20 protein-coding genes are annotated in these 20,975 nt (G+C 63.6%); 2 read left to right on the top strand and 18 right to left on the bottom strand.

Annotated features, from left to right (window positions below):
• Position 1: 1 nt before the first annotated feature.
• From BCV67_RS00105 to BCV67_RS00035, 14 genes are all read right to left on the bottom strand, one after another.
• On the bottom strand, positions 2 to 1,411 hold the full coding sequence (locus tag BCV67_RS00105) for an efflux RND transporter periplasmic adaptor subunit (RefSeq protein ID WP_062165798.1): 1,410 nt from the start codon (positions 1,409 to 1,411) through the stop codon (positions 2 to 4).
• Positions 1,408 to 2,730 carry a TolC family protein gene (locus BCV67_RS00100; RefSeq protein ID WP_231732427.1) on the bottom strand — a complete coding sequence of 441 codons (1,323 nt, stop codon included), beginning with the start codon at positions 2,728 to 2,730 and terminating at the stop codon, positions 1,408 to 1,410. Before BCV67_RS00100 ends, BCV67_RS00105 begins: the two co-directional genes overlap by 4 nt.
• Positions 2,731 to 3,327: 597 nt before the next feature.
• Positions 3,328 to 5,754, bottom strand: a complete 2,427-nt coding sequence (locus tag BCV67_RS00090; protein WP_082746427.1) for a heavy metal translocating P-type ATPase — start codon at positions 5,752 to 5,754, stop codon at positions 3,328 to 3,330.
• A gap of 61 nt (positions 5,755 to 5,815) precedes the next feature.
• Complete coding sequence (gene copD / locus BCV67_RS00085; protein WP_017354978.1) at positions 5,816 to 6,745, bottom strand: copper homeostasis membrane protein CopD; 930 nt, start codon at positions 6,743 to 6,745, stop codon at positions 5,816 to 5,818.
• Between the two features lie 10 nt (positions 6,746 to 6,755).
• Positions 6,756 to 7,139 carry a copper homeostasis periplasmic binding protein CopC gene (copC, locus tag BCV67_RS00080; protein ID WP_017354979.1) on the bottom strand — a complete coding sequence of 128 codons (384 nt, stop codon included), beginning with the start codon at positions 7,137 to 7,139 and terminating at the stop codon, positions 6,756 to 6,758.
• A 162-nt stretch (positions 7,140 to 7,301) separates the two neighbouring features.
• Positions 7,302 to 7,652, bottom strand: a complete 351-nt coding sequence (locus tag BCV67_RS00075) for a four-helix bundle copper-binding protein (RefSeq protein WP_026070601.1) — start codon at positions 7,650 to 7,652, stop codon at positions 7,302 to 7,304.
• Positions 7,653 to 7,722: 70 nt separating this feature from the next.
• A complete protein-coding gene (locus BCV67_RS00070) occupies positions 7,723 to 8,247 on the bottom strand; it encodes a DUF411 domain-containing protein (RefSeq protein WP_229301210.1) in 525 nt (174 codons plus the stop codon).
• 14 nt (positions 8,248 to 8,261) lie between these two features.
• Positions 8,262 to 8,771, bottom strand: a complete 510-nt coding sequence (locus BCV67_RS00065) for a DUF4440 domain-containing protein (protein ID WP_026070602.1) — start codon at positions 8,769 to 8,771, stop codon at positions 8,262 to 8,264.
• A gap of 19 nt (positions 8,772 to 8,790) precedes the next feature.
• On the bottom strand, positions 8,791 to 9,561 hold the full coding sequence (locus BCV67_RS00060) for a c-type cytochrome (protein WP_026070603.1): 771 nt from the start codon (positions 9,559 to 9,561) through the stop codon (positions 8,791 to 8,793).
• Positions 9,562 to 9,573: 12 nt separating this feature from the next.
• The gene (locus tag BCV67_RS00055) at positions 9,574 to 10,851 is read right to left on the bottom strand and encodes a copper resistance protein B (RefSeq protein WP_017354984.1); all 1,278 of its coding nucleotides are present in this window, start codon (positions 10,849 to 10,851) and stop codon (positions 9,574 to 9,576) included.
• On the bottom strand, positions 10,848 to 12,719 hold the full coding sequence (locus BCV67_RS00050) for a copper resistance system multicopper oxidase (RefSeq protein WP_017354985.1): 1,872 nt from the start codon (positions 12,717 to 12,719) through the stop codon (positions 10,848 to 10,850). The genes BCV67_RS00055 and BCV67_RS00050 overlap by 4 nt, the downstream gene beginning before the upstream one ends.
• A 115-nt stretch (positions 12,720 to 12,834) precedes the next feature.
• On the bottom strand, positions 12,835 to 13,254 hold the full coding sequence (locus BCV67_RS19360) for a CopL family metal-binding regulatory protein (protein WP_080354476.1): 420 nt from the start codon (positions 13,252 to 13,254) through the stop codon (positions 12,835 to 12,837).
• Positions 13,255 to 13,428: 174 nt separating this feature from the next.
• Entirely contained in the window at positions 13,429 to 13,857 is a 429-nt protein-coding gene (locus BCV67_RS00040) for a helix-turn-helix domain-containing protein (RefSeq protein ID WP_425477767.1), read from the bottom strand.
• Positions 13,854 to 14,894: a DNA-binding protein gene (locus tag BCV67_RS00035; RefSeq protein ID WP_017354988.1), complete on the bottom strand. Its 1,041-nt coding sequence runs from the start codon at positions 14,892 to 14,894 to the stop codon at positions 13,854 to 13,856. The genes BCV67_RS00040 and BCV67_RS00035 overlap by 4 nt, the downstream gene beginning before the upstream one ends.
• Before the next feature lie 272 nt (positions 14,895 to 15,166).
• On the opposite strand from BCV67_RS00035, the gene BCV67_RS00030 reads away from it, so the two are divergent.
• Together BCV67_RS00030 and BCV67_RS00025 are read left to right on the top strand one after the other, a co-directional pair.
• Positions 15,167 to 16,747 (top strand): ATP-dependent nuclease, encoded by a 1,581-nt coding sequence (locus BCV67_RS00030; protein WP_017354989.1) that lies wholly within the window; start codon positions 15,167 to 15,169, stop codon positions 16,745 to 16,747.
• Positions 16,725 to 17,822, top strand: a complete 1,098-nt coding sequence (locus BCV67_RS00025; protein ID WP_017354990.1) for a UvrD-helicase domain-containing protein — start codon at positions 16,725 to 16,727, stop codon at positions 17,820 to 17,822. The genes BCV67_RS00030 and BCV67_RS00025 overlap by 23 nt, the downstream gene beginning before the upstream one ends.
• 12 nt (positions 17,823 to 17,834) lie before the next feature.
• On the opposite strand, the gene BCV67_RS00020 is transcribed toward BCV67_RS00025, so the two are convergent.
• The 4 genes from BCV67_RS00020 to BCV67_RS20445 form a co-directional block, all read right to left on the bottom strand.
• Positions 17,835 to 18,113, bottom strand: a complete 279-nt coding sequence (locus tag BCV67_RS00020) for a hypothetical protein (protein WP_027080079.1) — start codon at positions 18,111 to 18,113, stop codon at positions 17,835 to 17,837.
• Between the two features lie 387 nt (positions 18,114 to 18,500).
• Positions 18,501 to 19,223 (bottom strand): hypothetical protein, encoded by a 723-nt coding sequence (locus tag BCV67_RS00015; RefSeq protein WP_017354992.1) that lies wholly within the window; start codon positions 19,221 to 19,223, stop codon positions 18,501 to 18,503.
• A 69-nt stretch (positions 19,224 to 19,292) separates the two neighbouring features.
• Positions 19,293 to 20,018, bottom strand: a complete 726-nt coding sequence (locus BCV67_RS00010) for a response regulator transcription factor (protein WP_051176182.1) — start codon at positions 20,016 to 20,018, stop codon at positions 19,293 to 19,295.
• Between the two features lies 1 nt (position 20,019).
• A complete protein-coding gene (locus BCV67_RS20445) occupies positions 20,020 to 20,973 on the bottom strand; it encodes an HAD-IC family P-type ATPase (protein ID WP_237334388.1) in 954 nt (317 codons plus the stop codon).
• Between the last annotated feature and the right edge of the window lie 2 nt (positions 20,974 to 20,975).

The raw sequence follows: 20,975 nt of genomic DNA, 5'->3' as shown, positions 1-20,975 counted from the left end.
GTCAGTGCCCCTCGTGGCCGGTGGCGGAGGGCGGAGCCTCCTCCGGGGTGGCCGGCATCGAATGACCCGCGTGCGGATCAGCGGCTTCGTCACCATGACCTGCGTGCGGGTCGGCGGCGTCCTCGCCGTGCCCGGCGTGTGGATCCTCAGCGGTGCCCGAAGGCGCGCCGTGTCCTGTGTGACCCTCAAGACCCTGGAGTGCCGACTGCAGGTTGCTTTCGGCGTCGATCAGGAAGTTGGCGGAGACCACGACCTGCTCGCCCTCGGTCAGGCCGTCGAGGATCTCGATGCGATCGCCGCCGCGCCGCCCCAGGCTGACATCGCGCGGTGCGAAGCGGCCAGGGCCGGTCTCGACCAGCACCACCTGGCGCGTGCCGCTGTCGAGCACGGCCGAGCGCGGAACGGTCAGGACCGGTCCAGCCCCCGGCTCCTCCAGCACCACCGTCCCATACAGCCCGGGCCGCAGGTCGCCAGCGGGGTTGGGCAGGGCGATGCGCACATCCACGGTGCGCGTCATCGCATCGATGACGGGCTGCACGAAGGTGACCTCGCCCTCGGCCACCTGGCCCGGCAGGGCCACGGTTTCAAAGCGGGCCGTTTGGCCGGGCTGGATACCCGCGGCCTGCGCCGCCGGCACCTTGGCGATCACCCACACCTTCGACAGGTCCGCCAGGCGCAGGATGGTTTCGCCGGGCTCGAAACGCGCGCCCTGGACCACCGGCTTCTCGATCACGACCGCGTCCGCGGGCGCGGTGAGCACCAGGCCCGTCTTGCCCATCTGCGCGTCACTGATTTCCCAGTTGCGCAGGCGGGTGCGGGCGGCATCGCGCAGGCGGACCATCGACGCCGCGCTCGCGGGATCGGACCCGGCCAGCCTGCGGGCGGTCTCGTCGGCCAGCCGGTATTCCTGCTGCGCCGCGGCCAGCTGCGGGCTGTAGACGGAGAGCAGCGGCTGCCCGGCGCTGACCCGCATGCCGGTCTGGTTCGCGTACAGCCGCTCCACCCAGCCTTCGAAGCGCGGGGCGATCGCGTACTGCCGGGTCTCGTCGACCTCGACCGTGCCGCTGGTGCGCACGGTAGCGGACAGGGCTCCGCGCTTGACCGCTTCGGTGCGCACGCCCAGCGCCTGCACCTTGTCCGGCGGCAGCACCACCGTGCCCGGTGCCGCCGGCGGTGCGTCGTCGGCATAGACCGGGACGTAGTCCATACCCATCGGATCCTTCTTCGGCACGGGCGAAGTGTCTGGCAGGCCCATGGGATTGCGGTAATAGAGCACCTTGCGTTCCGTCGTCGCCTCGGCAGAGGTGTCGGCGGACGAGGAGTCTTGTGTGGCGCGGCCGGCCATCCAGCCGATGGCCAGGGCGGTGAATGCGACGCCGATGGCGAGCGACAGGGTCTGGACACGGGTCATCGGATCTCTCCTTCGATGGCGCGCACGGCGGCGGCGCCCAACAGTTCGTCACGCAGCGCGTCGACCCGTGCGAGGTCGGCGCCCTGCCATTCATTGAGTGCTTCCAGCAGCGTCCCGAAGTCGACTTCACCGACCTGGTAGCTGGCCAGCGCGGACTGCCAGGTGGCGTCCGCCTGCGGCAGCAGCGTGTTTTCGATCAGTCCGCGGCGTTCGCGTGCGCTGGTCCACTGTGCCCAGGCGGAGGCGCCGCGCTCTTCGACGTTCCGAAGCGTGGCGTCCATGCGGGCGAGTGCTGCGTCTTCGAGCAGACGGGATTCGCGCTCGCGCTCGCGTCGGGCGCGCTGCTGGAACGGGATCTCCACCTCCAGCATCAGCTCGGTGCTTTCGATCCCATTGCCGAGTTGCATCGCGCCCACGCCCACGGTGATATCGGGATACCGGTTGCGACGCTCCAGCACCACGTTCGTGCGGGCGGCCTCGGCGCGGGCGCGCTGCGAACGCACTGCCGGATGCGCATCGGCGCCATCCAGCGCTTCGGCCAGCGAAGCGCTGCGAACGAAGAGGCGGGGCGCCTCATCGGGGGTGGTCAGCGGCGCATCGGAGCGGCGTCCGAGCACGGCGTTGAGCGTAGCGACTGCCTCCTGTTTGGCCGCGAGGCGCTCGATCCGCTCGCGCTGGAGGCTGGTCTGCTCGACCTGGGCACGGATCGCGTCCTGCTGTGCCGCACGGCCCAGGGCGTAGCGAACGCCGGCGATCTCTTCGATCTGGCGGAGGAGGACGATGCGCCGATCGAGCACAGCGACCGCCTGGTCTGCGTGCCAGTAGCGTGCGTAGGCCGCCTCGGCATCAGCCAAGAGGTCGCGCGTCGCGGTGACGCGGTCGAGGCCGAGCGCGACCGCGTCCTGGCTGGCGACGGTCCGCGCCAGGCCGCGCTTGCCCCAGAGCGGGAAGCGCTGGCGCAGGGCGTAGGAGACTTCGCGACCGGCATCGGGAGTCCGCCAGGGCTTGTCCGGATCCAGGCCGCTGAAGCCCACCGACGCAGACGGATCGGGCAGTGCGCCTGCAGGCAGGATTCGCGCCTCGGCGGCCTGGGCTTCGAGGTCCAGTACCCGCAGCTCGGGGTTGTGTTCGAGAACCCAGACGCGGATCGACTCGAGGCTGTGCCCCGGGACAGGGTCGGTGGCCGACACAGGCAGCGCCAGCGTCCACAAGGTGCTGGCGAGCAGGCAGGGAAGCAGGTGCCGGAGCGGTGGCCGCCGGCGGAACAGCGGGCGAGGAAGCAGGCGCCTGGCCTGCAGTCGGTCGAACGGGGATGCCATGTCAGATGTCCTTGGGCCGAAGCGACGCAGGTCGCTCGGACGAGGGCAGGAGCACATGCCGTGATGCAGCACGGCACGAACGCAGAGCACTGCGCCGCACAGGAGGTGCGGGGCAGTCAGCGTTCGGGCATCAAATCAGCAGGAGGGCCGCTGGGTGGGCGGTTGGTCGGTGCCAGGCAGGTCTGGGGGGCGAGTCGACCCGGATGGACGTGGCCACGTGGGAGCCATCCGCGCCATCAGCCACCGCGACCCAGGAGTGCCAGTCGCCGGCGAGCAGCGGCGGGACCGGTGGGATACGCCCACTGTTCGCCGAGATGTCACCTTCGGTGCAGTGTGCGTCGCACAGCGCCTTGCTCGCCGAGGGGAGCAAGGCATCGCAGTCATGGCCGTGGCCGTGTCGGGCGTCGCTGGCGGCAGTGACGAGTGCGGCCGGCGAACCTGGGAGATCCAGGCACTCGCCATGTCCGGCTAATGCGAGCTGGGACCAGAGCAGCGCCGCCATCGCGAGGAGGACGGTGCGCTGGAACCATTTCCGGTGGCGAAGGCGGGCCATGACCGCAGCTTACCCCTTGCCAAGGAGGGTGTAGTTGATCCAAATCAACCGCTGGTCAGTCCGGGGGCCCGGTCCGGCTCGGTCGTCTTCGCTGCCGCTGGGACTGCCACCGACTTGGCCAGGCGAAGCGCGTTGGCCACCACCGACACCGAGCTCACGCTCATGGCGAGCGCCGCGACCATCGGACTCAGTAGGATCCCGAACGCGGGGTAGAGCACCCCGGCCGCGAGCGGAACCCCGAGCGCGTTGTAGACGAACGCGAAGGTGAGGTTCTGCTTCATGTTGGCCACGGTGGCCTGAGAGATCTTCCGGGCGCGCAGGATGCCGCGCAGGTCGCCCTTGACCAGGGTGATCTGCGCGCTCGACATCGCGACGTCGGTGCCAGTACCCATGGCAATGCCGACGTCGGCGGCGGCCAGCGCCGGCGCGTCGTTGATGCCGTCGCCCGCCATCGCCACCCGCCGGCCTTCGCGCTTGAGGCGCTGCACCAGTTCGGCCTTGTCCTCGGGGCGGACCTCGCCATGCACTTCGTCCAGGCCCAACTCTGTGGCCACAGCCCGTGCGGTGGTGAGCCCGTCGCCGGTGGCCATGATGATGCGCAGCCCGGCGGCGTGCAGCTCATTGATGGCGGCCGCGGCCGACGCCTTGATCGGGTCTGCGACCGCGATCAGACCCGCCAGGCGACCGTCCACGGCGAGGAACATGGCGCTCGCACCCTCGCGGCGCAGACGCTCGGCGACGTCGACATGCGCACCGGGATCGGCGCCCAGATCATCCATGAGGGCGGTATTGCCCAGCGCAAGCGCGCGACCGGCGACGGTTCCGCGCACACCCATGCCGGTCACCGAGTCGAAGTCCTCCACGCGGTCGAACTCGAAGTTCCGGCGTCGGGCCTCGGCCACGATGGCATCGGCCAGCGGATGCTCGCTGCCCTGGTCCAGGCTGGCCGCCAGGTGCAGCACCTGGTCGGCGTCGAAGCCCTCGAAGGCCACGACTTCCTTGAACGCGGGGCGTCCTTCGGTGAGGGTGCCGGTCTTGTCGACGATGAGGGTATCGATGCGGCGCATGTGCTCGATGGCCTCGGCATCGCGGAACAACACGCCCACCTGTGCCGCCTTGCCGGTGGCGACCATGATCGACATCGGCGTGGCCAGACCCAGCGCGCAGGGGCAGGCGATGATCAACACCGAAACCGCGTTCAGGATGGCAAAGGTCCAGGCCGGCTCCGGGCCGAAGAAGCCCCAGATGAAGAAGGTGGCCACCGCGATCGCCAGGACCGCGAGCACGAACCAGTAGGCGACGGTATCGGCCATCCGCTGCATCGGCGCGCGAGCGCGCTGCGCCTGCGCGACCAGCTGCACGATCTGCGACAGCACAGTGTCGGAACCCACCTTGGCGGCGCGGATCACCAGCGCGCCGGTGCCGTTCTGGGTCGCGCCGATGACCTGATCGCCAGTGGTTTTCTCGACCGGGATCGGCTCGCCGGTGAGCATCGACTCGTCGACCCTGGAGCGGCCTTCCACCACTTCGCCATCCACCGGCAACTTTTCGCCGGGTCGCACGCGCAGGTGGTCGCCGACATGCACGTGGGTTAGCGGGATGTCTTCCTCGGTGCCGTCGGCATTGACCCGCCGGGCTTCCTTGGGCGCCAGACCAAGCAGGCCCTTGATTGCCGCGGACGTTTTCGAACGCGCCCGTAGCTCCAGCATCTGGCCGAGCAGCGTCAGCGACACGATCACCGCCGCCGCCTCGTAATACACGCCGACGCGCCCATGTTCGGTAAACGACGGTGGGAACAAGCCGGGTGCCAGCGTGGCGACCAGGCTGTAGCCAAAGGCGGCCGCAACGCCAATCCCGATGAGGGTGAACATGTTCGGGCTGCGGTTGCGGATCGACTGCACGCAGCGCTCGAAGAACGGCCAGCCGGCCCACAGCACGACTGGTGTGGTCAAGACCAGCTCGACCCAGGTCTGCACGTCGATCGACAACGGCAGGATCTGCACGTCGCCCAGCACGACACGCGGGAGGTACTGGCCGAACATGGCCAGCACGAGCGTCACCACAGTCAGCGGAAGCGTCCACCAGAACCGGCGCGAGAAGTCGCGAAGTTCCGGATTGTCATCGTCCTCCAGGCTCGGCATTTCCGGCTCCAGCGCCATGCCGCAGAAGGGACAGTTGCCTGGACCTTGTTGCCGGACTTCCGGGTGCATCGGGCAGGTGTAGATGGCGCCGGGCTGTGCCACCTCGGGTTCGTCCTGGGGCGTCAGATAGCGCTCCGGATCGGCCACGAACTTCGCGCGGCATCGCTCCGAGCAGAAGTGGAAAGGTGTGTCGGCGTGGGTCGCATGATGCTGCGTCGTGGCGGGATCGACCTGCATGCCACAGACCGGATCGGTGACCCGTCCATCCGCAGCCTCGACAGGGGCTGCGCCTGCAGAATGGTGATGGTCATGGGACGACGGTGAGTTCATGCCGATGCTCGCTTTAGTGGGGATGGACTGCCAAGGCAGTGTGCCATTGCGGGTTACACAGCTATTCGGGGCTGAGCGTCCCGAGCACTGAAACAACAATCAGGATCAAGATGGCCAGCGCGGCCTCAGCCGTAACACTCTGCCGCAAAGCCCGCACCTCCTGCGCGGGATCTCCGCTGGTCAGCGCTCGTTCCAAGCGCGGCACCAGCGTCCATCGGTGCAGCGCTCCCAAACCCAGCATTCCAGCGAACAGGGCCAGTTTGAACAGCAGCAACTTCCCGTAGGTGCTCTGGAACAGGGCCGAAAACGACCACGCGGTGAGATCCCCGTAGTGCGCGATGCCGGACACGATGAGCGCACCAACGAAGATCGTTCCCAGCGTCGAAAAACCATGCAGAAAGTCATGCGTTGATCGCAGACGCCCGCTGCCGTTCGTCTCTTTGCCGCGCAGCAGCATGGCAAGGAACATCAGGACCGCTGCGATCCAGCCGCCTGCCGCGAGAAGATGGACGATGCCTGCAGCAAGCCGGACCGCGCCTGCCAAGCCCTCGCCAGCGGCGGCGTGGCCGTTCCATGCCAGCGAAGCGAGTGCGCCGCCCGCCAGCATCGCCCCCAGCGGGAAGGCGGTCTCCACCTTCCCGCGGCGACGATGCCATCCGAGCACGAACATCAGGGCGACCAGCAGCGCGCCTCTCGCCATGGCTGCCCGGCCCGCGGACGTCTCGAGCAGATACCAGCCAAGCGATGCGCGATCAACCTCGGCAAGCGGCATTCCCATGATGCCCGCGGTCTTGAAGACGACATCGAGCCCGGTGAGCACGAGACCGGCTACGGCACCCGCCAATAGAACGCCCATGAGTGACCACCCGGCCAAGGCGTCGGCGAGTGCCGATCGACGCGACCCGTACCAACCGAAGAGTGGAACCCCGAAAAGAACCATGATGACAAGGTATTCCAGGAATCTCAGTGCATAAGCCGACAGGTCGAACATTCGCGACTCCTCAGCGCACCGTGAAGCTGAAGCTGCCCGGCATGGGGTGGTTGTCACCACCGACGGCGCGGTATTCCACGGTATAGACGCCCGGAGTCAGCGGCTGGGGCAACTTGGCACGCAGGGTCTTACCGTTGTTGACGATCTCGGTCGTGAAATTCTCGATCGGCATGGTGGAACTGCCGTGCTTCATGAGCAACTTGAGACGCGACGCCCGCGGAATCAATGTTTCGTTGAACACGAGATCGATCTGGCCCGGCGAAGCCACCACCGCATTTGCCGCCGGTGTGGACTGCTGCAGCGCGGCGTGGGCGTGCGCGATCTGCAGGGAGAACTGCCCAGCCGCAATCGCGAGGACGAGCGCGAAGGAGCGAAGGACGTTTGATGATTTCATAGGGATAAATCCTCATTGCGAATGTGATGCAAAGCCCCGTTCGGCGCCGTGCTGTGTTGGATCCGACAAGCGTTAGGTGTCGGGCTGTCACCGAAACCACGGTTGGTCGGCTTTTGATATTTGAGATGAGGATCCCGCCGCTCAGGCGGGATCCTCGACGCGTCAAGCCGCCATGGCGCTGCAGCTTTCCGCGCAACGGCGACAAACTTCGGCGCAGCGCGCCATCTCCGGGTCGTTCATGGCGTCGCATGCTTCGGCGCACTGGCGGCAGATCTCCGCGCAGGCACTGCAAACCACCGAGTGAGCGCTGGCGCCACGCAACATGGCGTCGGCGCTGGTGGCGCAGATATCGGCACACGTCGCCAGCAGGGCGATGTGCTCCGGGGCTGCGTGGGCACCTCCTTTGCTCAGGCAATAGTTGATGGTCTCAAGGCAAATCGCGTGGCATTGCGTGCAGTTGTCGATGCACTCGTTCATGGCCTGAGACCGGTGGTCTTCGGAATGGTGAGTCATGTGGATCTCCTGCTTCATCGCGGACGAGAATCGGCGCGCCCGCAACACCGCCCCCTGTTGCTCTTGCGGATCAATGCTGTGCGAAGGGTTCGGTGGTTCCGTCGTGATGGACCAGCTCGACCGTATACGGCTGCTGGCGTCCTTCCGGGACCTCCATGCCCGGCGAACCGAGCGGCATTCCGGGCAGGACCAGGCCGCGTGCGTCCGGCTTTTCTTCGAGGAGGCGCTTGATGTCCTCGGCCGGGACATGGCCTTCGATGACGTATCCGTCGACCTCGGCCGTGTGGCAGGAGCCCTTTGCATAGGGGACACCCAGGCGCTCCTTGACCGGACCCAGGTCATCCATGTCATGCACATCCACGGTGAACCCCGCCTTCTTCACGTGGTCGATCCAGCTACCGCAGCACCCGCAGGTCGGGGTCTTGTGGACGGTCATGCGTGGCAGGGCGGCTGGAGTCGCGTCGGCTGTTTCCGGGACGACCTGTGCAGTGGGCGCGATGGTGGATTGCGCGGGTGTAGCCGCTTGGGTGCAGGCACCCAGGCCGGCGACCGCAAAAGCCGCCCACGCCAGTCGGTTCAATCTGCAGGTTTTCATTTCTGGTTCTCCGCTTAGCGCTTGGTCCGCGAAGACCAGTGGATGTGGGCGATCCGCCAACCGTCGGTGGTCTGCTTCAGCACCATGGTCTCGGTGCTCTGGACGGTCAGTGGCTTACCGTCTTTCTGGGCGTGCAGCTCGCTTTCGGTTCCGACCCATGCGAACTCACCAGCGGTGCGTGCACGCTGACGGAGCAGCTGGCGATGGGCGCCCTTGAGGAATGCCGCATCGCTGACTGCGTGATGACCCAGATATTCCTCGCGGCTGCGCTCGGCACCCCCGGACTCGAGGATGAGGACGTCGGCAGCGAGCAGGGCTTCGACCGTGGCCAGATCGCCGCTAGACAGGGCCCTGTTGAAACGCTCCGCTACGGCGACCGCGGCCTCTGCAGTGACTGGGACGTCGACGTCCGCAGATGCCGCGGCAGCGGGGTGATGTGCGTGCGGCTGTGTCGCCTGCGCCATTGCGGGGGACACGACGGCCAGTGCCAGTGCGAGGGTGAACGAGATTGCTGTTGCGTTCATTGCGTGGGCTCCAAGGAGATCAATGGGTGTGCGCATGGCCGTCATCGGCCACGGGCGTGTGTGGTGCAGGGTGCGACTCCACCTTGCCGTCGGGATGGCCGTGGCTCACCAACCCGACTTCCGTGTCGCTGGGTGTCGGGCCGTGGTGATCGTCGTCCACGCCCGGCGGGTGCGCATGCGGCATGGAGTTGTTGCCCGGCTCGAATAGGGCAGGGTGATCCTCGGCCTTTTCGTCGTCATGGTGGCCTTGCGTCTCGCCGCCGCCATGCGAATGACCATCACTGCTGGCCACCAACGCCTGGTAACCGGCCTTGTCCAGCGTGGGCAGCTTCTGCAGGAAGGCCGACATGTTCCAGATGAACTCATCGTCCATGCTGCCGCCCCACGCGGGCATGCCGCTGGCCTTGATGCCGTGCTTGATCACCCAGAACGCCTCAGCTGGAGCGACCGACTGTTTGCTTAGGTTCGGTGGCGCGGGGTACAGGCCCTTGCTCATCTCGGTGGCCGCCGCCTCTGGCGAAAGATGGCAGGTCACGCACATGGCGTTGTAGTTGCCCGCACCCTGGCGGATACGCTCAGGATCATCCAGGTTCGTGGGCACCTGAAGCTTGGCGGCGCGCACCTCAATGGAACGCTCGCGCGCCGTTTCAAGTAGCGCATACACCGGGCGACTATGCGGATCGTCGGCGGCCACGTTGTACACGCCCAGAGAGACCGTGGCAGTTGCCGCGACCGCAACCAATCCCACGCCGGCACCGAGCCATACCCACATCCTTTTGTTGGATTTCATTGTCAGTTCCCCTTAGAACCAGGTACGAAGGCCGATGACCAAGCGCGTGTCTTCAAAGGACTCGCCATGCTCGCGTCGCATGTCTGCGGTATTGCCAAACGCGCGCTCGTACACCACGCCGATGTAGGGAGCGAACTTTCGGGTGAACTCATAACGAAGTCGTAGCCCCGCCTCAGCGGTACTCAGACCCGAACCTATCCCGCGCAATGGATCGTTCTTGCCATAGGCGGTGACTTCCACCAGCGGCTGCAAGATCAGCCGGTTGGTTAGCAGCAATTCGTACTCGGCCTCGACATTGGCGGCAGTCTGGCCCCCTTCGCCGAGATAGGCTGTGGCGGACACTTCGAACTTCATCGGCGCCAAGCCCTGTACACCGATAGCGGCGAAGTTTTGAGATGCCCCAGGCTTGAAGTCATGACGCACACCGGCCACCACATCCCACCACGTGGAGATACTGCGGCCGTAGAGCACTTCCAGATCAGCCGACTCGGTCTGACCATCCGTGCGTTCGCCTTCACTGCGGAGCCAGACGCGATTGAGGTCCGTACCGATCCAAGCCTGGCCCTCCCAGCCCAGCCCGGTGCCCGGATCGGCATCCCAGGCTTCCAGGCGATTGAGCAGCACGTAGCTCTTGATCGAGTTGTCATGCACCGGATGCGCGTGTTCCGGCGCGATGGCCGCCTTGCGATCCGCGTCCGTCACCGCGGGTATCGGGGTGCGCGGCTGCGTTGGCACTGCAGGCCCGTGTCCCATCTGACTGTGGTCCATGCCCTGCATCGACTGTGTCTGCGCTTTGGGCGTTGCGGGCGTGCTCGGAGGCGCGCCGTGCCCCATCTTGGAATGGTCCATCCCCTGCATCGCAGGCGTGGCCGTACTAGAGGTGTCGGCTGCAGCGGGCTGTGCCATCTGACTGTGATCCATGCCCTGCATCGACTGCGCCTGTGCTGTGGGCGCCGCAGGTGTGCTCGCGGGCGAGACGTGCCCCATTTGCGAATGGTCCATGCCCTGCATGGCAGGCTCGGCTGCTTTAGCCTGCGGCGCGGCGTGGCCCATCGTCGCATGATCGATCGTCGCTTCGCTCGGCTTGGCCGGTGTTGCAGGCTTTTGGGCTGGCGCAGGTTTTGATGTCGGCGCCTGTTGTGCAGAGTGATCCTGAGTCTGGGTCTGCGCGCCCTGCTCCATCGGCATGGAGCCGTGCTGCATGGATTGGGCGCTGGCCGCATTGGCCAGGGCCAGCGAGATAGCCAGCGTCAGCGCAGTCAGGGTGGTATCGCGTCTATTGATGTTCATTCGTCGACCCTCACCGTGCGCATCATTCCGGCTTCCATGTGATAAAGCAGGTGGCAATGGAACGCCCAGCTGCCCAACGCATCGGCACGCACGCGATACGTGCGTCGGCTACCCGGCGGCATATCCACCGTGTGCTTGCGCACCATGAAGTTGCCGTTGTCGTCCTCCACGTCACTCCACATGCCGTGCAAATGGATGGGATGGGTCATCATCGTGTCGTTAACCAATACGATGCGCATACGCTCGCCGTAGTTCAGCCGCAGCGGCTTGACATCGGAGAACTTCTGACCGTTGAAGCCCCAGGAGAATTTCTCCATATGTCCGGTCAGATGCAGCTCGATCTCGCGACCGGGGTCGCGTCCGTCAGGGTCTTCAAAGGTGCTCTTGAGCATGGAATACGTCAGTACATGACGGCCGTTATCGCGCAGGCCATTACCCGGATCATCCAAGCGCGAACTCACGCTCATGGCCTGGTTGTCCAACAGGGGATTGTTGGTCTCGCTGGCAGGGTGTGATTGCATGCCCCCGTGCTGCATGCCTGCCATGGCACCATCGCCGGCGGCGGGCATCGCATGGCCTGCATGGGCCGAGGTCGCGTTACCGCTGGCAGGTGGGGTCATGCCAGGCATGCCCATGGCCGCACCACAGCCGCCTTCCATGCCCTTGCTGCCGCCAGACATATCCATCGATCCATGATCCATGCCCATGTCTGCCATCGTCAGCAGCGGCCGGGGATCCACAGACGGAACGGGCGCGCGTAATCCTTCGCGCACGGCGAGCGTGCCGCTGACGTAGCCGGTGCGACCGGAGTCTTGGGCAAAGATGGTGAATGCGTCCTGCCCGGAGGGCTCCACGATCACATCGAAGGTTTCTGCTACCGCGATGCGGAACTCGTCGACGGAAACCGGATGGACATACAAGCCATCTGCTGCCACCACGGTCATCTTTAGCCCCGGAATACGCACATCGAAGTACGTCATGGCAGAGCCATTGATGAAACGCAGGCGCACCTTCTCGCCACTGCGGAACAAACCGGTCCAGTTGCCCAGCGAGGTCGTGCCGTTCATCAGGTAGGTGTAGGTGTTGGCGTTGACGTCGGACAGATCCGTGGGCGTCATCCGCATCACGCCCCACATCTTGCGATCTTCCAACGTGGCCGACAGGCCGTTGCGCTTCACATCGCGCGCAAAATCGCCGACCGTGCGCTTGTAGTAATTGTCATGGCCCGGCATCTTCTTCAAACGATCGAACAGGGCCGTCGGGTCCAGGTCTGTCCAATCGCTCAGCATCACGACGTAGTCGCGATCGAAGCTGAAGGGCTCCGGCTCCAATGGGTCGATGATGATCGGGCCATAGAGCCCGGCTTGTTCCTGGAACCCCGAGTGGCTGTGGTACCAGTAGGTGCCGCCCTGATGCAGGGTGAACCGGTAGTGGTAGGTCTCACCACGTCCGATACCGTCAAAGCTCAGGCCCGGCACGCCGTCCATGTTGGCCGGCAAAATGATGCCGTGCCAATGGATGGAGGTGTCCGCGCCATGGAGGGAGTTAGCGGGCAATGCATTGGAGACACGCAGGTTGACCGTGGTGCCTTCCCGCCAACGCAGCAACGGCGCCGGAACGGACCCATTGACGGTGATCGCGGTGCGGGTCTTGCCGGTGAAGTTCATCGGCGTCTCGCCGATGGTTAGGTCAAACTCGGTGCCCGATAGTACGTTGGGTTGTCCCGGGCCCTTGAGCGCCCAACTGGCTTTGGGCCAGAAACCTAATCCTGCGACTGCGCCTCCCAAGGCCAAGCCCTGGACAAATCGCCGCCGCGAAGGTAGCAGCGGCGGTCCACCGTGTGGACCACGAAAATCATCATGCGACATGAAAATGCTCCAAGCGTCGTGTTGCCACCGGCGGGCGGTGGTACAGAGCGGGCGGCTGGCCTATAAATAGGCATGCAAGCCACACCAACGGCGCCATTGCGGCGCTTAGGGACGCTTAGCCGATCGGTGGTCGGATCAGATGAGGCAAGGCAGGTGCCGCATGCCCTAGGGGCAGCGGCATGACATCCAGGCCCAAGGCCAGTTGCACCGAAACATGCAGGCGCGCCGGAAGTGCGCTCGCGCACGCGTGTACGCAGGCGCACCGGCACGCAGAAGACTTGCAACAGTCGGGACCGGCATGGTCGCCATGCCCAGTGCCAGCCCTTTCAATCGAGGTGGCATCGGGATGATTCTCAGCACTGTGATGGGCGACGCAGTCTTCGTCGCCTTGCACCGCGGCAGCCACTTCGCTGGCCTGCGCTTCCATGGCCGGGTTCATACTGATCGACGCAAATGCCGACCACGCGCCGTTAAGCACGAGCATGACGATCAGGAGCAGTCGCAGTAGAAGTGAGGAGGCTGACACGGGCGACATTGTAAATCACTTTAGACAAGGCGCGTGTGTATCGGTCGTGAACAAAATCTCAAGTAGGCCTGAGATGCCGCCACTTGTCAGTCGCACTAGTCACGGCCACTGCAGCTCCCTCCAGGAGCGCCCAATGGGCGGGTTGAGGCGAAGGGTTGCCCATAGGGCTAGCGCTTGTTCGGTTTACTTCTCGGGTGTGGCCTCGATCAGCTTCACCAACTCCCGCTTCTGCTGCTTGCTTAGCGAGCCCCAGCGCAGGAGCAACTTGGCCAGCAGATCATCGTCGGTGTAAAGGAAGGCGGCGGGGATCCCCAACGCTTGGGCCAACCGCTCAGCAGTCTCCAGCTTGGGCTCGTGCTTGCCACGTTCGTACTGGTTGACTCGGGGGCTGGCCACGTAAGGATCCAGACCGGCCCGGATGCCCAACTCCTTCTGCGACAAACCCGTGTGCAGGCGGGCTTGTTGGAGGCGTCGAGCGAAGGTCGGTGTTGAGTCGACGGACAAAGTCACGCGCACCCCCCATGGAAACCCCATAAGGATGGCGGATGTGGGGTTAAGCCGAGATACGTGCAAAAATGCCCCCCAGAATTTTTTTTTCTTCCGTGAAATCATTTGGTTGCCGGATTTTTGTTGGTACCTGAACTGTCGGCGCGATCGGGCCGCAACTGCGCCAGCAACTGCTCCAAGGTGTCCTGGCGCACACCGGCACGCAACGCTTCGGCCTCGGCTTGTTCACGCCGTTCTCGCTCCTTGGCCAAGTCGGCGTGAGCATTGGCCAGCTTGACCCGTGCGCTCTCCAACGCTTGGGCGTCCTGGGTCCAGCGTGCCAGCAAGGCCTGGTACTCCGCAGCCGTAAGCCGCAGCGCGTCCAGCTCCTTCCGCTGGTCGTCCGCAGCTTGCCGCACCTGCGCCAGTTCCCTCTCTAGGCGGCTGTGGCGTTCCAGCCACTGCCCGTTGTCGCGGTTGAGCTGAACCAGTTCGTGGTTCTTGGCGGTCAGCGCCTCGTTGGCCTGGCGCAGCGCGACCTGCAGTTCCTGCACCTGGTGCTCGTGGCGGCGCTGTTCCTGTTCGCGTTGGTCCTTGACCGAGGTGCGGTAGTGCTCCAACGCCTCGCGAGCATGCTGGTGCTTCTGCTCCAGCGACTGGGCATGCGCCTCGTGCTCCGCCAGCCGCGCGGTCAGTCCCGCGATCCGTTCGCCGAGCTGCGCGACCTCGGTGACCCGTTCGGCCAAGGCCTGCTGGGCTGCGGCGTGGGTCGTCTTTTCTTCGCGTAAGGCAGTTTCAATGCGCTGAAGCTGCGCGCTCAGCGTGGACGCCTCCTGCTGGGTGCGTTCCAGCGCCTCGCTACGCTCCTGCAAGTGCGCTTCGAAGCGCTGCCGGGCCTCGGCGATTACAGCCTCGGCCTCCTCGTGTAGGCGACCGGCAAGCCGACCGACCAGGTCCTGTAGCGCGTCGCTGACCGCGACCTTGGCGCCAAGGCCTTGCCCTTCATCTTCTTCCAGCTCCTTCAGGTAGCGGTGAATGGTTGTCTTGGAGCCGGTGTTGCCCAGCGCCACCCGCACCGCGTCCACCGACGGGTGTTTGCCCTGTGCCCGCAGCGCATCGCGGGCCTTCTGGATGTCGCTCTTGTACAAGCCGCCGCGTGCCATCGCACTCTCCGACTATTTCGTAATGTATTACATACCACGTAATTACATACCAATCAAGTTACACTACTCGCCGAGTACGGGTCGTATCTAAAGGCGGGATAATATTGAATTATCCCGCGTAACCAGCGTTTCGGCCATTTCAAGTCGTCAAAACAGTACGAAACCGCCCAAGGCTGGCGATCCCTGGGTAGTTTGGCCCAGAGCGGAAAGGAGGCCAGCCGGGGTGCAAGCAGGCGCCGCCACCGAACTCGTTGGCCATCAAAGGACTGTGCATGCCGATCGAACGTATCGTCATCGACAATTTCAAGTCGTTTCGCCATCTGGACCTGCCCCTCAACGCCCACATGAACCTGGTGGTGGGCGACAACGAGGTCGGTAAGTCCACCCTGCTGGAGGCCATCCACGTGGTGGTCACCGGGCAACTGCATGGGCGCAATCTCGCCTACGAGCTCACGCCCTACCTGTTCCACCAGCCCGCGGTGCAGGAATATCTGGCGACCCTTGCTGCAGGCACGCCGGCTTCGCCGCCACGGATCTCCATCGAAGCCTATCTGGGCGCAGATGTCGCGCTGGCGTCGTTGCGCGGCACCAACAACTCCCTGCGCTTGGATACCGCCGGCATCCGGCTGCTGGTCGAGCTCAACGACGACTACCGCGAGGAGTTCAACGCCTACCTGCAGCAGCACCAGGGTGCGGTCAGCCTGCCGGTGGAGTACTACACGGTGCGCTGGTATTCCTTCGCCAACAATGGCGTCACCGCTCGCAGCATTCCGTTCGATTCGACCATCATCGACACTCACGGCATCAAGACCTTGTCCGGTGCCGATCGCTATATCGCCGGCATCATCGATCAGGCACTGACGCCTGCGCAGCGCGTCTCGCTGTCGTTGAGCTTCCGCCGCATGCGGCAGAGTTTTTCCGAAGAGGCGGACGTGGCGGCCATCAATGCGTACCTGACCGAGCACACCGGGGACATCAGCCACCGGGCGCTGACGGTGGGTGTGGACACATCGCCGCGCTCAACATGGGAAACCAGCTTGTCACCTTACCTGGATGAGCTCCCGTTCACCCAGGCCGGCAAGGGTGAGCAAAGCGCGGTGAAGATGAAGCTGGCGATGCACGCGGCCGGCGCTGCCCACGTGCTGCTGATCGAGGAGCCGGAGAACCATCTGTCCTATTCCAGCATGACCCAGCTGATCGACAAGATTGCGGCCCTCTCCACCGCCCAGCAGGTGATCATCGCCACCCACAGCAGCTTCGTGTTGAATAAGCTGGGCGTGGACAACGTGATCCTGTTCAGCGCGCAGGGCCAGATGAAGCTGGACCAGCTGCCGAGCGATACCCATGACTATTTCATGAAGCTGCCGGGCCACGACACGCTGCGATTGATCCTGGCCAAGCAGGCGATCCTGGTGGAAGGCCCTTCCGACGAGCTGATCGTGCAGCGCGCCTACAGCGACCACCATGGCGTGGCGCCGATGGCTCGCGGCGTAGACATCATTTCGGTCAAGTCGCTGGCATTCAAGCGCTTCTTGCAGATTGCAGATCGGCTGAAAATCCAGGCCAAGGTGATCACCGACAATGATGGCGATATCGCCGTTGTGCAGGAGCGCTATGCCGAACACATCAACGCGATCTATTACGATTCCGACGAAAGCGCCCCATCGCTGGAAGAGCAGCTGATCAAAGCCAACTCGCTGGCCGAACTCAATACCGTGCTGGGCAAGACGTTTGCCGATGAGGTGGCGCTGCTCAAGTACATGAAGGGCCATAAGACCGATACGGCCCTGGCGATCTTCAACAGCCCGCACTCGATCAGGTTCCCGGACTATGTCCAGCGCGCCATCACCTAACCGGGTCCTGCTTTCGGCGGCCGGCTCGGGCAAGACCACCTTGCTGGTCCGGCAGGCCCTGGAGCGGCCTGGGCGTCGCATCGCGATTGTCACCTACACGCTGGAGAATCTAGAAGAGATCCGGCGCTCGTTTGAGGTCCACGCCGGTGCGGTCCCCGTGCATGTCACTTTGCACAGCTGGTATGGCTTCCTGCTGTGCCAGTGCATCCGCCCGTACCAGGCAGCGCTTTGCCCTGAGCCTCGCATCGAGACCATCCTGTTCGTAGAAGGTGTCACCAATAACAGGGCCCCACGCACCCAGGTGGCGCGCCACTACTTGGCAGGCAACCGGATGTATTCGGACCGGGCGGCCGATTTCGCTGTGCGCTGCGATGAGCTCACCCAAGGTCAGGTCATGGCACGCCTGGCGGCCATGTACGACGAGCTCTACATCGACGAAGTTCAGGACCTCGCCGGCTTTGATCTGGATCTGGTCGAGCGGCTGTTGAAGAGCGGCATTGCCATCACGTTGGTGGGTGATACGCGGCAGGCGACGTATGCCACCAACTATGCTCAAAGGCACAGCCAGTATCGTGGACCCAATCTGGCAGCGCTGTTTCAGATTTGGGAGGCGGACGGCTTATGCCAGCTGGATCACCGCCTCATCAGCCTTCGCTGCGTCCAGGCCCTGTGCGATATGGCGGACACGCTCTATCCGCAGATGCCGCGAACCCAATCAGGCAATGGCGAGGTCACCGGGCACGATGGCATCTACCTCGTCGCTCCAGCGGATGTTGAAGCGTACATGCAGGAGTTTGCGCCCACCGTGCTCCGGCATGACCGGCGGCAAGCGTGCGACGGACTACCGGCCGTGAACTTTGGGCAGTGCAAGGGCCGCACCTACAGCCGGGTCCTCATCTTTCCGAACGGCCCGCTGACACAGTACCTGCGCACGGCAGATGCAGCGCGTATCACCGCCCCACCAAAGTACTACGTGGCCTTCACCCGGGCGCGGCAAAGCGTGGCCTTTGTGTATGCCGGCGCGTGCGCGTTGCCGGGTTATCAGCTCTATGCGCCCGCCAACGCAGACGCATAGAGCCACGGGCGATCACATTTTCTTCAAGGGCGCCGCTGTGGGCTGTGGTGGCACCGGACCCGGGTCGTTGAAGCACAGCATGACCTGATCGATGTCAAATTGATCGGCCAGCACGCGGGCGATCACCGCATGCACCAGGTCCAGGTCGACCGAGGGCGCAGCGACGGTGATGGTGGCCGCGATCGCACGACCGCGCTCTTTGGCGGGGACTAGGCGCAGGTCATCCACCGCTTTCACGCCGGGGTCGGTAAACATCGCCGTACGCACTTGTTCCAGCTCGGCTTCATTCATGTTGGCGGTGACTCCAGGGAATGTGATTGTCAGGCGGGATAGGTCTGAATCTTGCAATCAAAAAACACCGGCCTTGCCAGCAAGGTTGGTAGGCGGGGGACAGGCTCCGGCCGATGACGACTGTCGCCAGCGACCGCTGCAACCCTGAGCGCGCATCTTTGAGGCTCCGGTGGGCTTCGGGCGCATTGAAACCAGAAGTCGCCACCACGGACCTACCTCGGGGTATTGCTTCCGGCCGGTAGAAGACCTCCACAAACGTGATCTCGATGCGCCACCTCTCACAGAGCGAGACTGACGACGGGTGGTCCCATCCGCCCTTGCGTCATATTTGTCGCGCTCGCAGTTGTCAAGAATTAGCCTCCATGATTTGGATTGGTTGATCGGATCCTATTTCCTGCGAGGCTTGGACCGAAGCCCCGGTGGTCTGCGTTGCTTAATAGGTTGCTTCAATCTCCACCGGCTCCATTCACTAGTAGATCCTTCAGCTATGAAGGTGACCAGAACCCACTTCAGTAAGGGAGAGAACCCCACCTCAGCATCACGAAGCAGGTTGGCCCAATACCTTCCGACTAGGAAGGAGAATAGACTCATGGCAGTGACAGACGATGCGAACCACGGCCAACTGATGTCACTGACGTTCGCTTGGATGCCTTTCTTGTACATGTAAACTGCAAACACCAGAGCAGCGCACTGCATCGAGATCACAACCGCGGTCGGCGTCGCCCGGGCTCTGTGGAGGGCGGCGGCGAAGAGAGTCTCCGCAAACGAGAAGCCGATCAGCAATAGAGCTGCACTCAGCATCGCTGGACCGAACTCCGCAATTCCGGCGAGTGACAGCACGATTGGAAGGAATGCAAAGGGGAGTGGCTCCAAGCAGAGGGTTGGATAGAATTTCACGAACAGTGGCCATCTCTTTACCGCGACCAGAATGATGTCTTGCATCATCGCAACTACCAATGCAGCAGCCGCACTCGTTAGCGCAATCGACACCGGTATCCAAAACATCATCTCTTCTGATGCCGGCGCGAAGGGCACCATGGCCGCTGCGCCCCAAATCGCTGCGGCCAAGAACGCGCCAATTGGGAGTGCGGCTGGCTTCCACATGGTCATACTCTGATCAGAATACGTGGCCAAATAGTCAGGCGCTCAAGGTCTGCACTGACGGCTCTGCAGCCATGTCTACGCCTCACCGTCATAGGGCCTCCCTTCCCCGGGGGGGGGCATAGGCCTTGATGGCGGTATCAGTCGATACCCAACCCGCGGCAGCGTCTGGATCATCTTTTCCTCAAACGGACCATCAATGCTTCGCCGCAGGCTGGACATCTGTGATCGCAGAAGATCCCCGTCGGGCAGGTCGTCACCCCAGAGAGTGTGCTCAAGCTGCCGCCTGGTCACAGCGGCAGGACTTGCCCGCATCAGCGCTTCAAGGAGCTTCCTGCAAGCTGGGTACAGATGCAGTCGTTTTCCAGCCCGTGTGGCCTCCAACGTACTCAGGTCCAACGTGAGCTCTCCGATCAGCAGCCGCCTCCTTGTTACGCGTCCCTCCGTACGGGAAACCAACGCCTCTAGGCGAACTTCGAGCTCCGGGAGCTCAAAAGGCTTGGTCACATAGTCATCTGCACCGGAGCGGAAAGCGATGATTTTGTCCGAGAGCGCAACCTTTGCAGCCAACATCACAACAGGAACTGAAACACCGTGATTCAACCGCAGCCTTCTCAGAACCTCCGGGCCTTCCATGCGAGGAAGCATCCAATCAAGAATGACTGCGTCGTAACCATTGGACGCCGCAAAGTGAAGGCCGGCGATGCCGTCCCCGATGGTATCAAGCTGATGCCCTCGGGCCTCGAAGTAGGCCAGAATCTTCAAAGCGACTTCTCGATCGCGCTCAATCACTAGAATTCGCATGTCACGACTGACGGAAGCCAAGGAGCCTCAGCGCATTGAATACAACCAACAAGGTTGAACCTTCATGCACTGCCACAGCCGGTCCAATGCCAAGACCTAGGATGGTCGCAGGAACCAACAACGCTACGACGCCCAGGCTCACATACACGTTCTGACGGATCACCCGTTTCGTGCGTCGACTAAGCGCTACAGAGAATGCAACCTGTCTCAAATCCTCAGACATAAGCGCGACGTCGGCAGTCTCCAGCGCTACGTCCGAAGAGGCGGCACCCATTGCAATTCCGACGCTGGCACTAGCCATTGCGGGTGCGTCATTCACACCGTCGCCGACCATTGCCACTCGCTCCGTCTCCTTCAACTGACGTATTGCCTTCACCTTGTCGTCAGGCATGAGATTTCCCCATGCCTCGTTTAGACCCACGTCCGTTGCCACGGCTTGAGCTACAGTCTGGTGGTCGCCAGAGATCATGATCATTCGTTGGATGCCCAAGCGCCTTAGCTTGTCCAGGGCTTCACGCGCCTCTGGCCGGGGCGTATCCATAAGGCCGATGACACCTAGGTCGCGATCACCTAGGCGAACGGCCATCGTGGTTCTGCCGGCGTTACGGAGCTCCTCAATGGCAGACTCCGCACCCGCGGATAGAGCGCCAATGCCGTCGTTACCGAACATTTCTGCCTTTCCTATCCACACGTCAATGCCGTTCACCTTCGCCTGAACGCCTCTTCCAGCGAAGTTAGCGAGGTCTGTCGCTACCATGACCGGTCCATCGCCCAGGCGAGTATTACCATCTCGAACGATAGCTGCGGCCAAAGGGTGGTCACTTAAAGCCTCGACGGCGACGGCAACGTGAAGCAGTTCCTGCTCTGTCGTTCCCTGCATCACTTTGATGTCGGTAATTCGCGGCTTGCCTTCAGTGAGCGTTCCAGTCTTGTCGAACGCGATGGCACGGACCATGC

Source organism: Stenotrophomonas nitritireducens, from assembly GCF_001700965.1.
GTDB lineage: Bacteria > Pseudomonadota > Gammaproteobacteria > Xanthomonadales > Xanthomonadaceae > Stenotrophomonas > Stenotrophomonas nitritireducens_A.
This window is presented reverse-complemented; position numbering and strand designations above follow the sequence as displayed.

Coding starts and splice junctions, on each gene's coding strand:
- BCV67_RS00010 (WP_051176182.1), bottom strand. CDS start 20,018: ATGCGAATTCTAGTGATTGAGCGCGATCGAGAAGTCGCTTTGAAGATT.
- BCV67_RS00035 (WP_017354988.1), bottom strand. CDS start 14,894: ATGGCACGCGGCGGCTTGTACAAGAGCGACATCCAGAAGGCCCGCGAT.
- copD (WP_017354978.1), bottom strand. CDS start 6,745: ATGTTCGACCTGTCGGCTTATGCACTGAGATTCCTGGAATACCTTGTC.
- BCV67_RS00050 (WP_017354985.1), bottom strand. CDS start 12,719: ATGTCGCATGATGATTTTCGTGGTCCACACGGTGGACCGCCGCTGCTA.
- BCV67_RS00070 (WP_229301210.1), bottom strand. CDS start 8,247: ATGAAAACCTGCAGATTGAACCGACTGGCGTGGGCGGCTTTTGCGGTC.
- BCV67_RS00090 (WP_082746427.1), bottom strand. CDS start 5,754: ATGAACTCACCGTCGTCCCATGACCATCACCATTCTGCAGGCGCAGCC.
- BCV67_RS00100 (WP_231732427.1), bottom strand. CDS start 2,730: ATGGCATCCCCGTTCGACCGACTGCAGGCCAGGCGCCTGCTTCCTCGC.
- BCV67_RS00065 (WP_026070602.1), bottom strand. CDS start 8,771: ATGAACGCAACAGCAATCTCGTTCACCCTCGCACTGGCACTGGCCGTC.
- BCV67_RS00020 (WP_027080079.1), bottom strand. CDS start 18,113: ATGAATGAAGCCGAGCTGGAACAAGTGCGTACGGCGATGTTTACCGAC.
- BCV67_RS00105 (WP_062165798.1), bottom strand. CDS start 1,411: ATGACCCGTGTCCAGACCCTGTCGCTCGCCATCGGCGTCGCATTCACC.
- BCV67_RS00075 (WP_026070601.1), bottom strand. CDS start 7,652: ATGACTCACCATTCCGAAGACCACCGGTCTCAGGCCATGAACGAGTGC.
- BCV67_RS19360 (WP_080354476.1), bottom strand. CDS start 13,254: ATGTCGCCCGTGTCAGCCTCCTCACTTCTACTGCGACTGCTCCTGATC.
- BCV67_RS00055 (WP_017354984.1), bottom strand. CDS start 10,851: ATGAACATCAATAGACGCGATACCACCCTGACTGCGCTGACGCTGGCT.
- BCV67_RS00040 (WP_425477767.1), bottom strand. CDS start 13,857: ATGATTTCACGGAAGAAAAAAAAATTCTGGGGGGCATTTTTGCACGTA.
- BCV67_RS00015 (WP_017354992.1), bottom strand. CDS start 19,223: ATGACCATGTGGAAGCCAGCCGCACTCCCAATTGGCGCGTTCTTGGCC.
- BCV67_RS00030 (WP_017354989.1), top strand. CDS start 15,167: ATGCCGATCGAACGTATCGTCATCGACAATTTCAAGTCGTTTCGCCAT.
- copC (WP_017354979.1), bottom strand. CDS start 7,139: ATGAAATCATCAAACGTCCTTCGCTCCTTCGCGCTCGTCCTCGCGATT.
- BCV67_RS00025 (WP_017354990.1), top strand. CDS start 16,725: ATGTCCAGCGCGCCATCACCTAACCGGGTCCTGCTTTCGGCGGCCGGC.
- BCV67_RS20445 (WP_237334388.1), bottom strand. CDS start 20,973: ATGGTCCGTGCCATCGCGTTCGACAAGACTGGAACGCTCACTGAAGGC.
- BCV67_RS00060 (WP_026070603.1), bottom strand. CDS start 9,561: ATGAAATCCAACAAAAGGATGTGGGTATGGCTCGGTGCCGGCGTGGGA.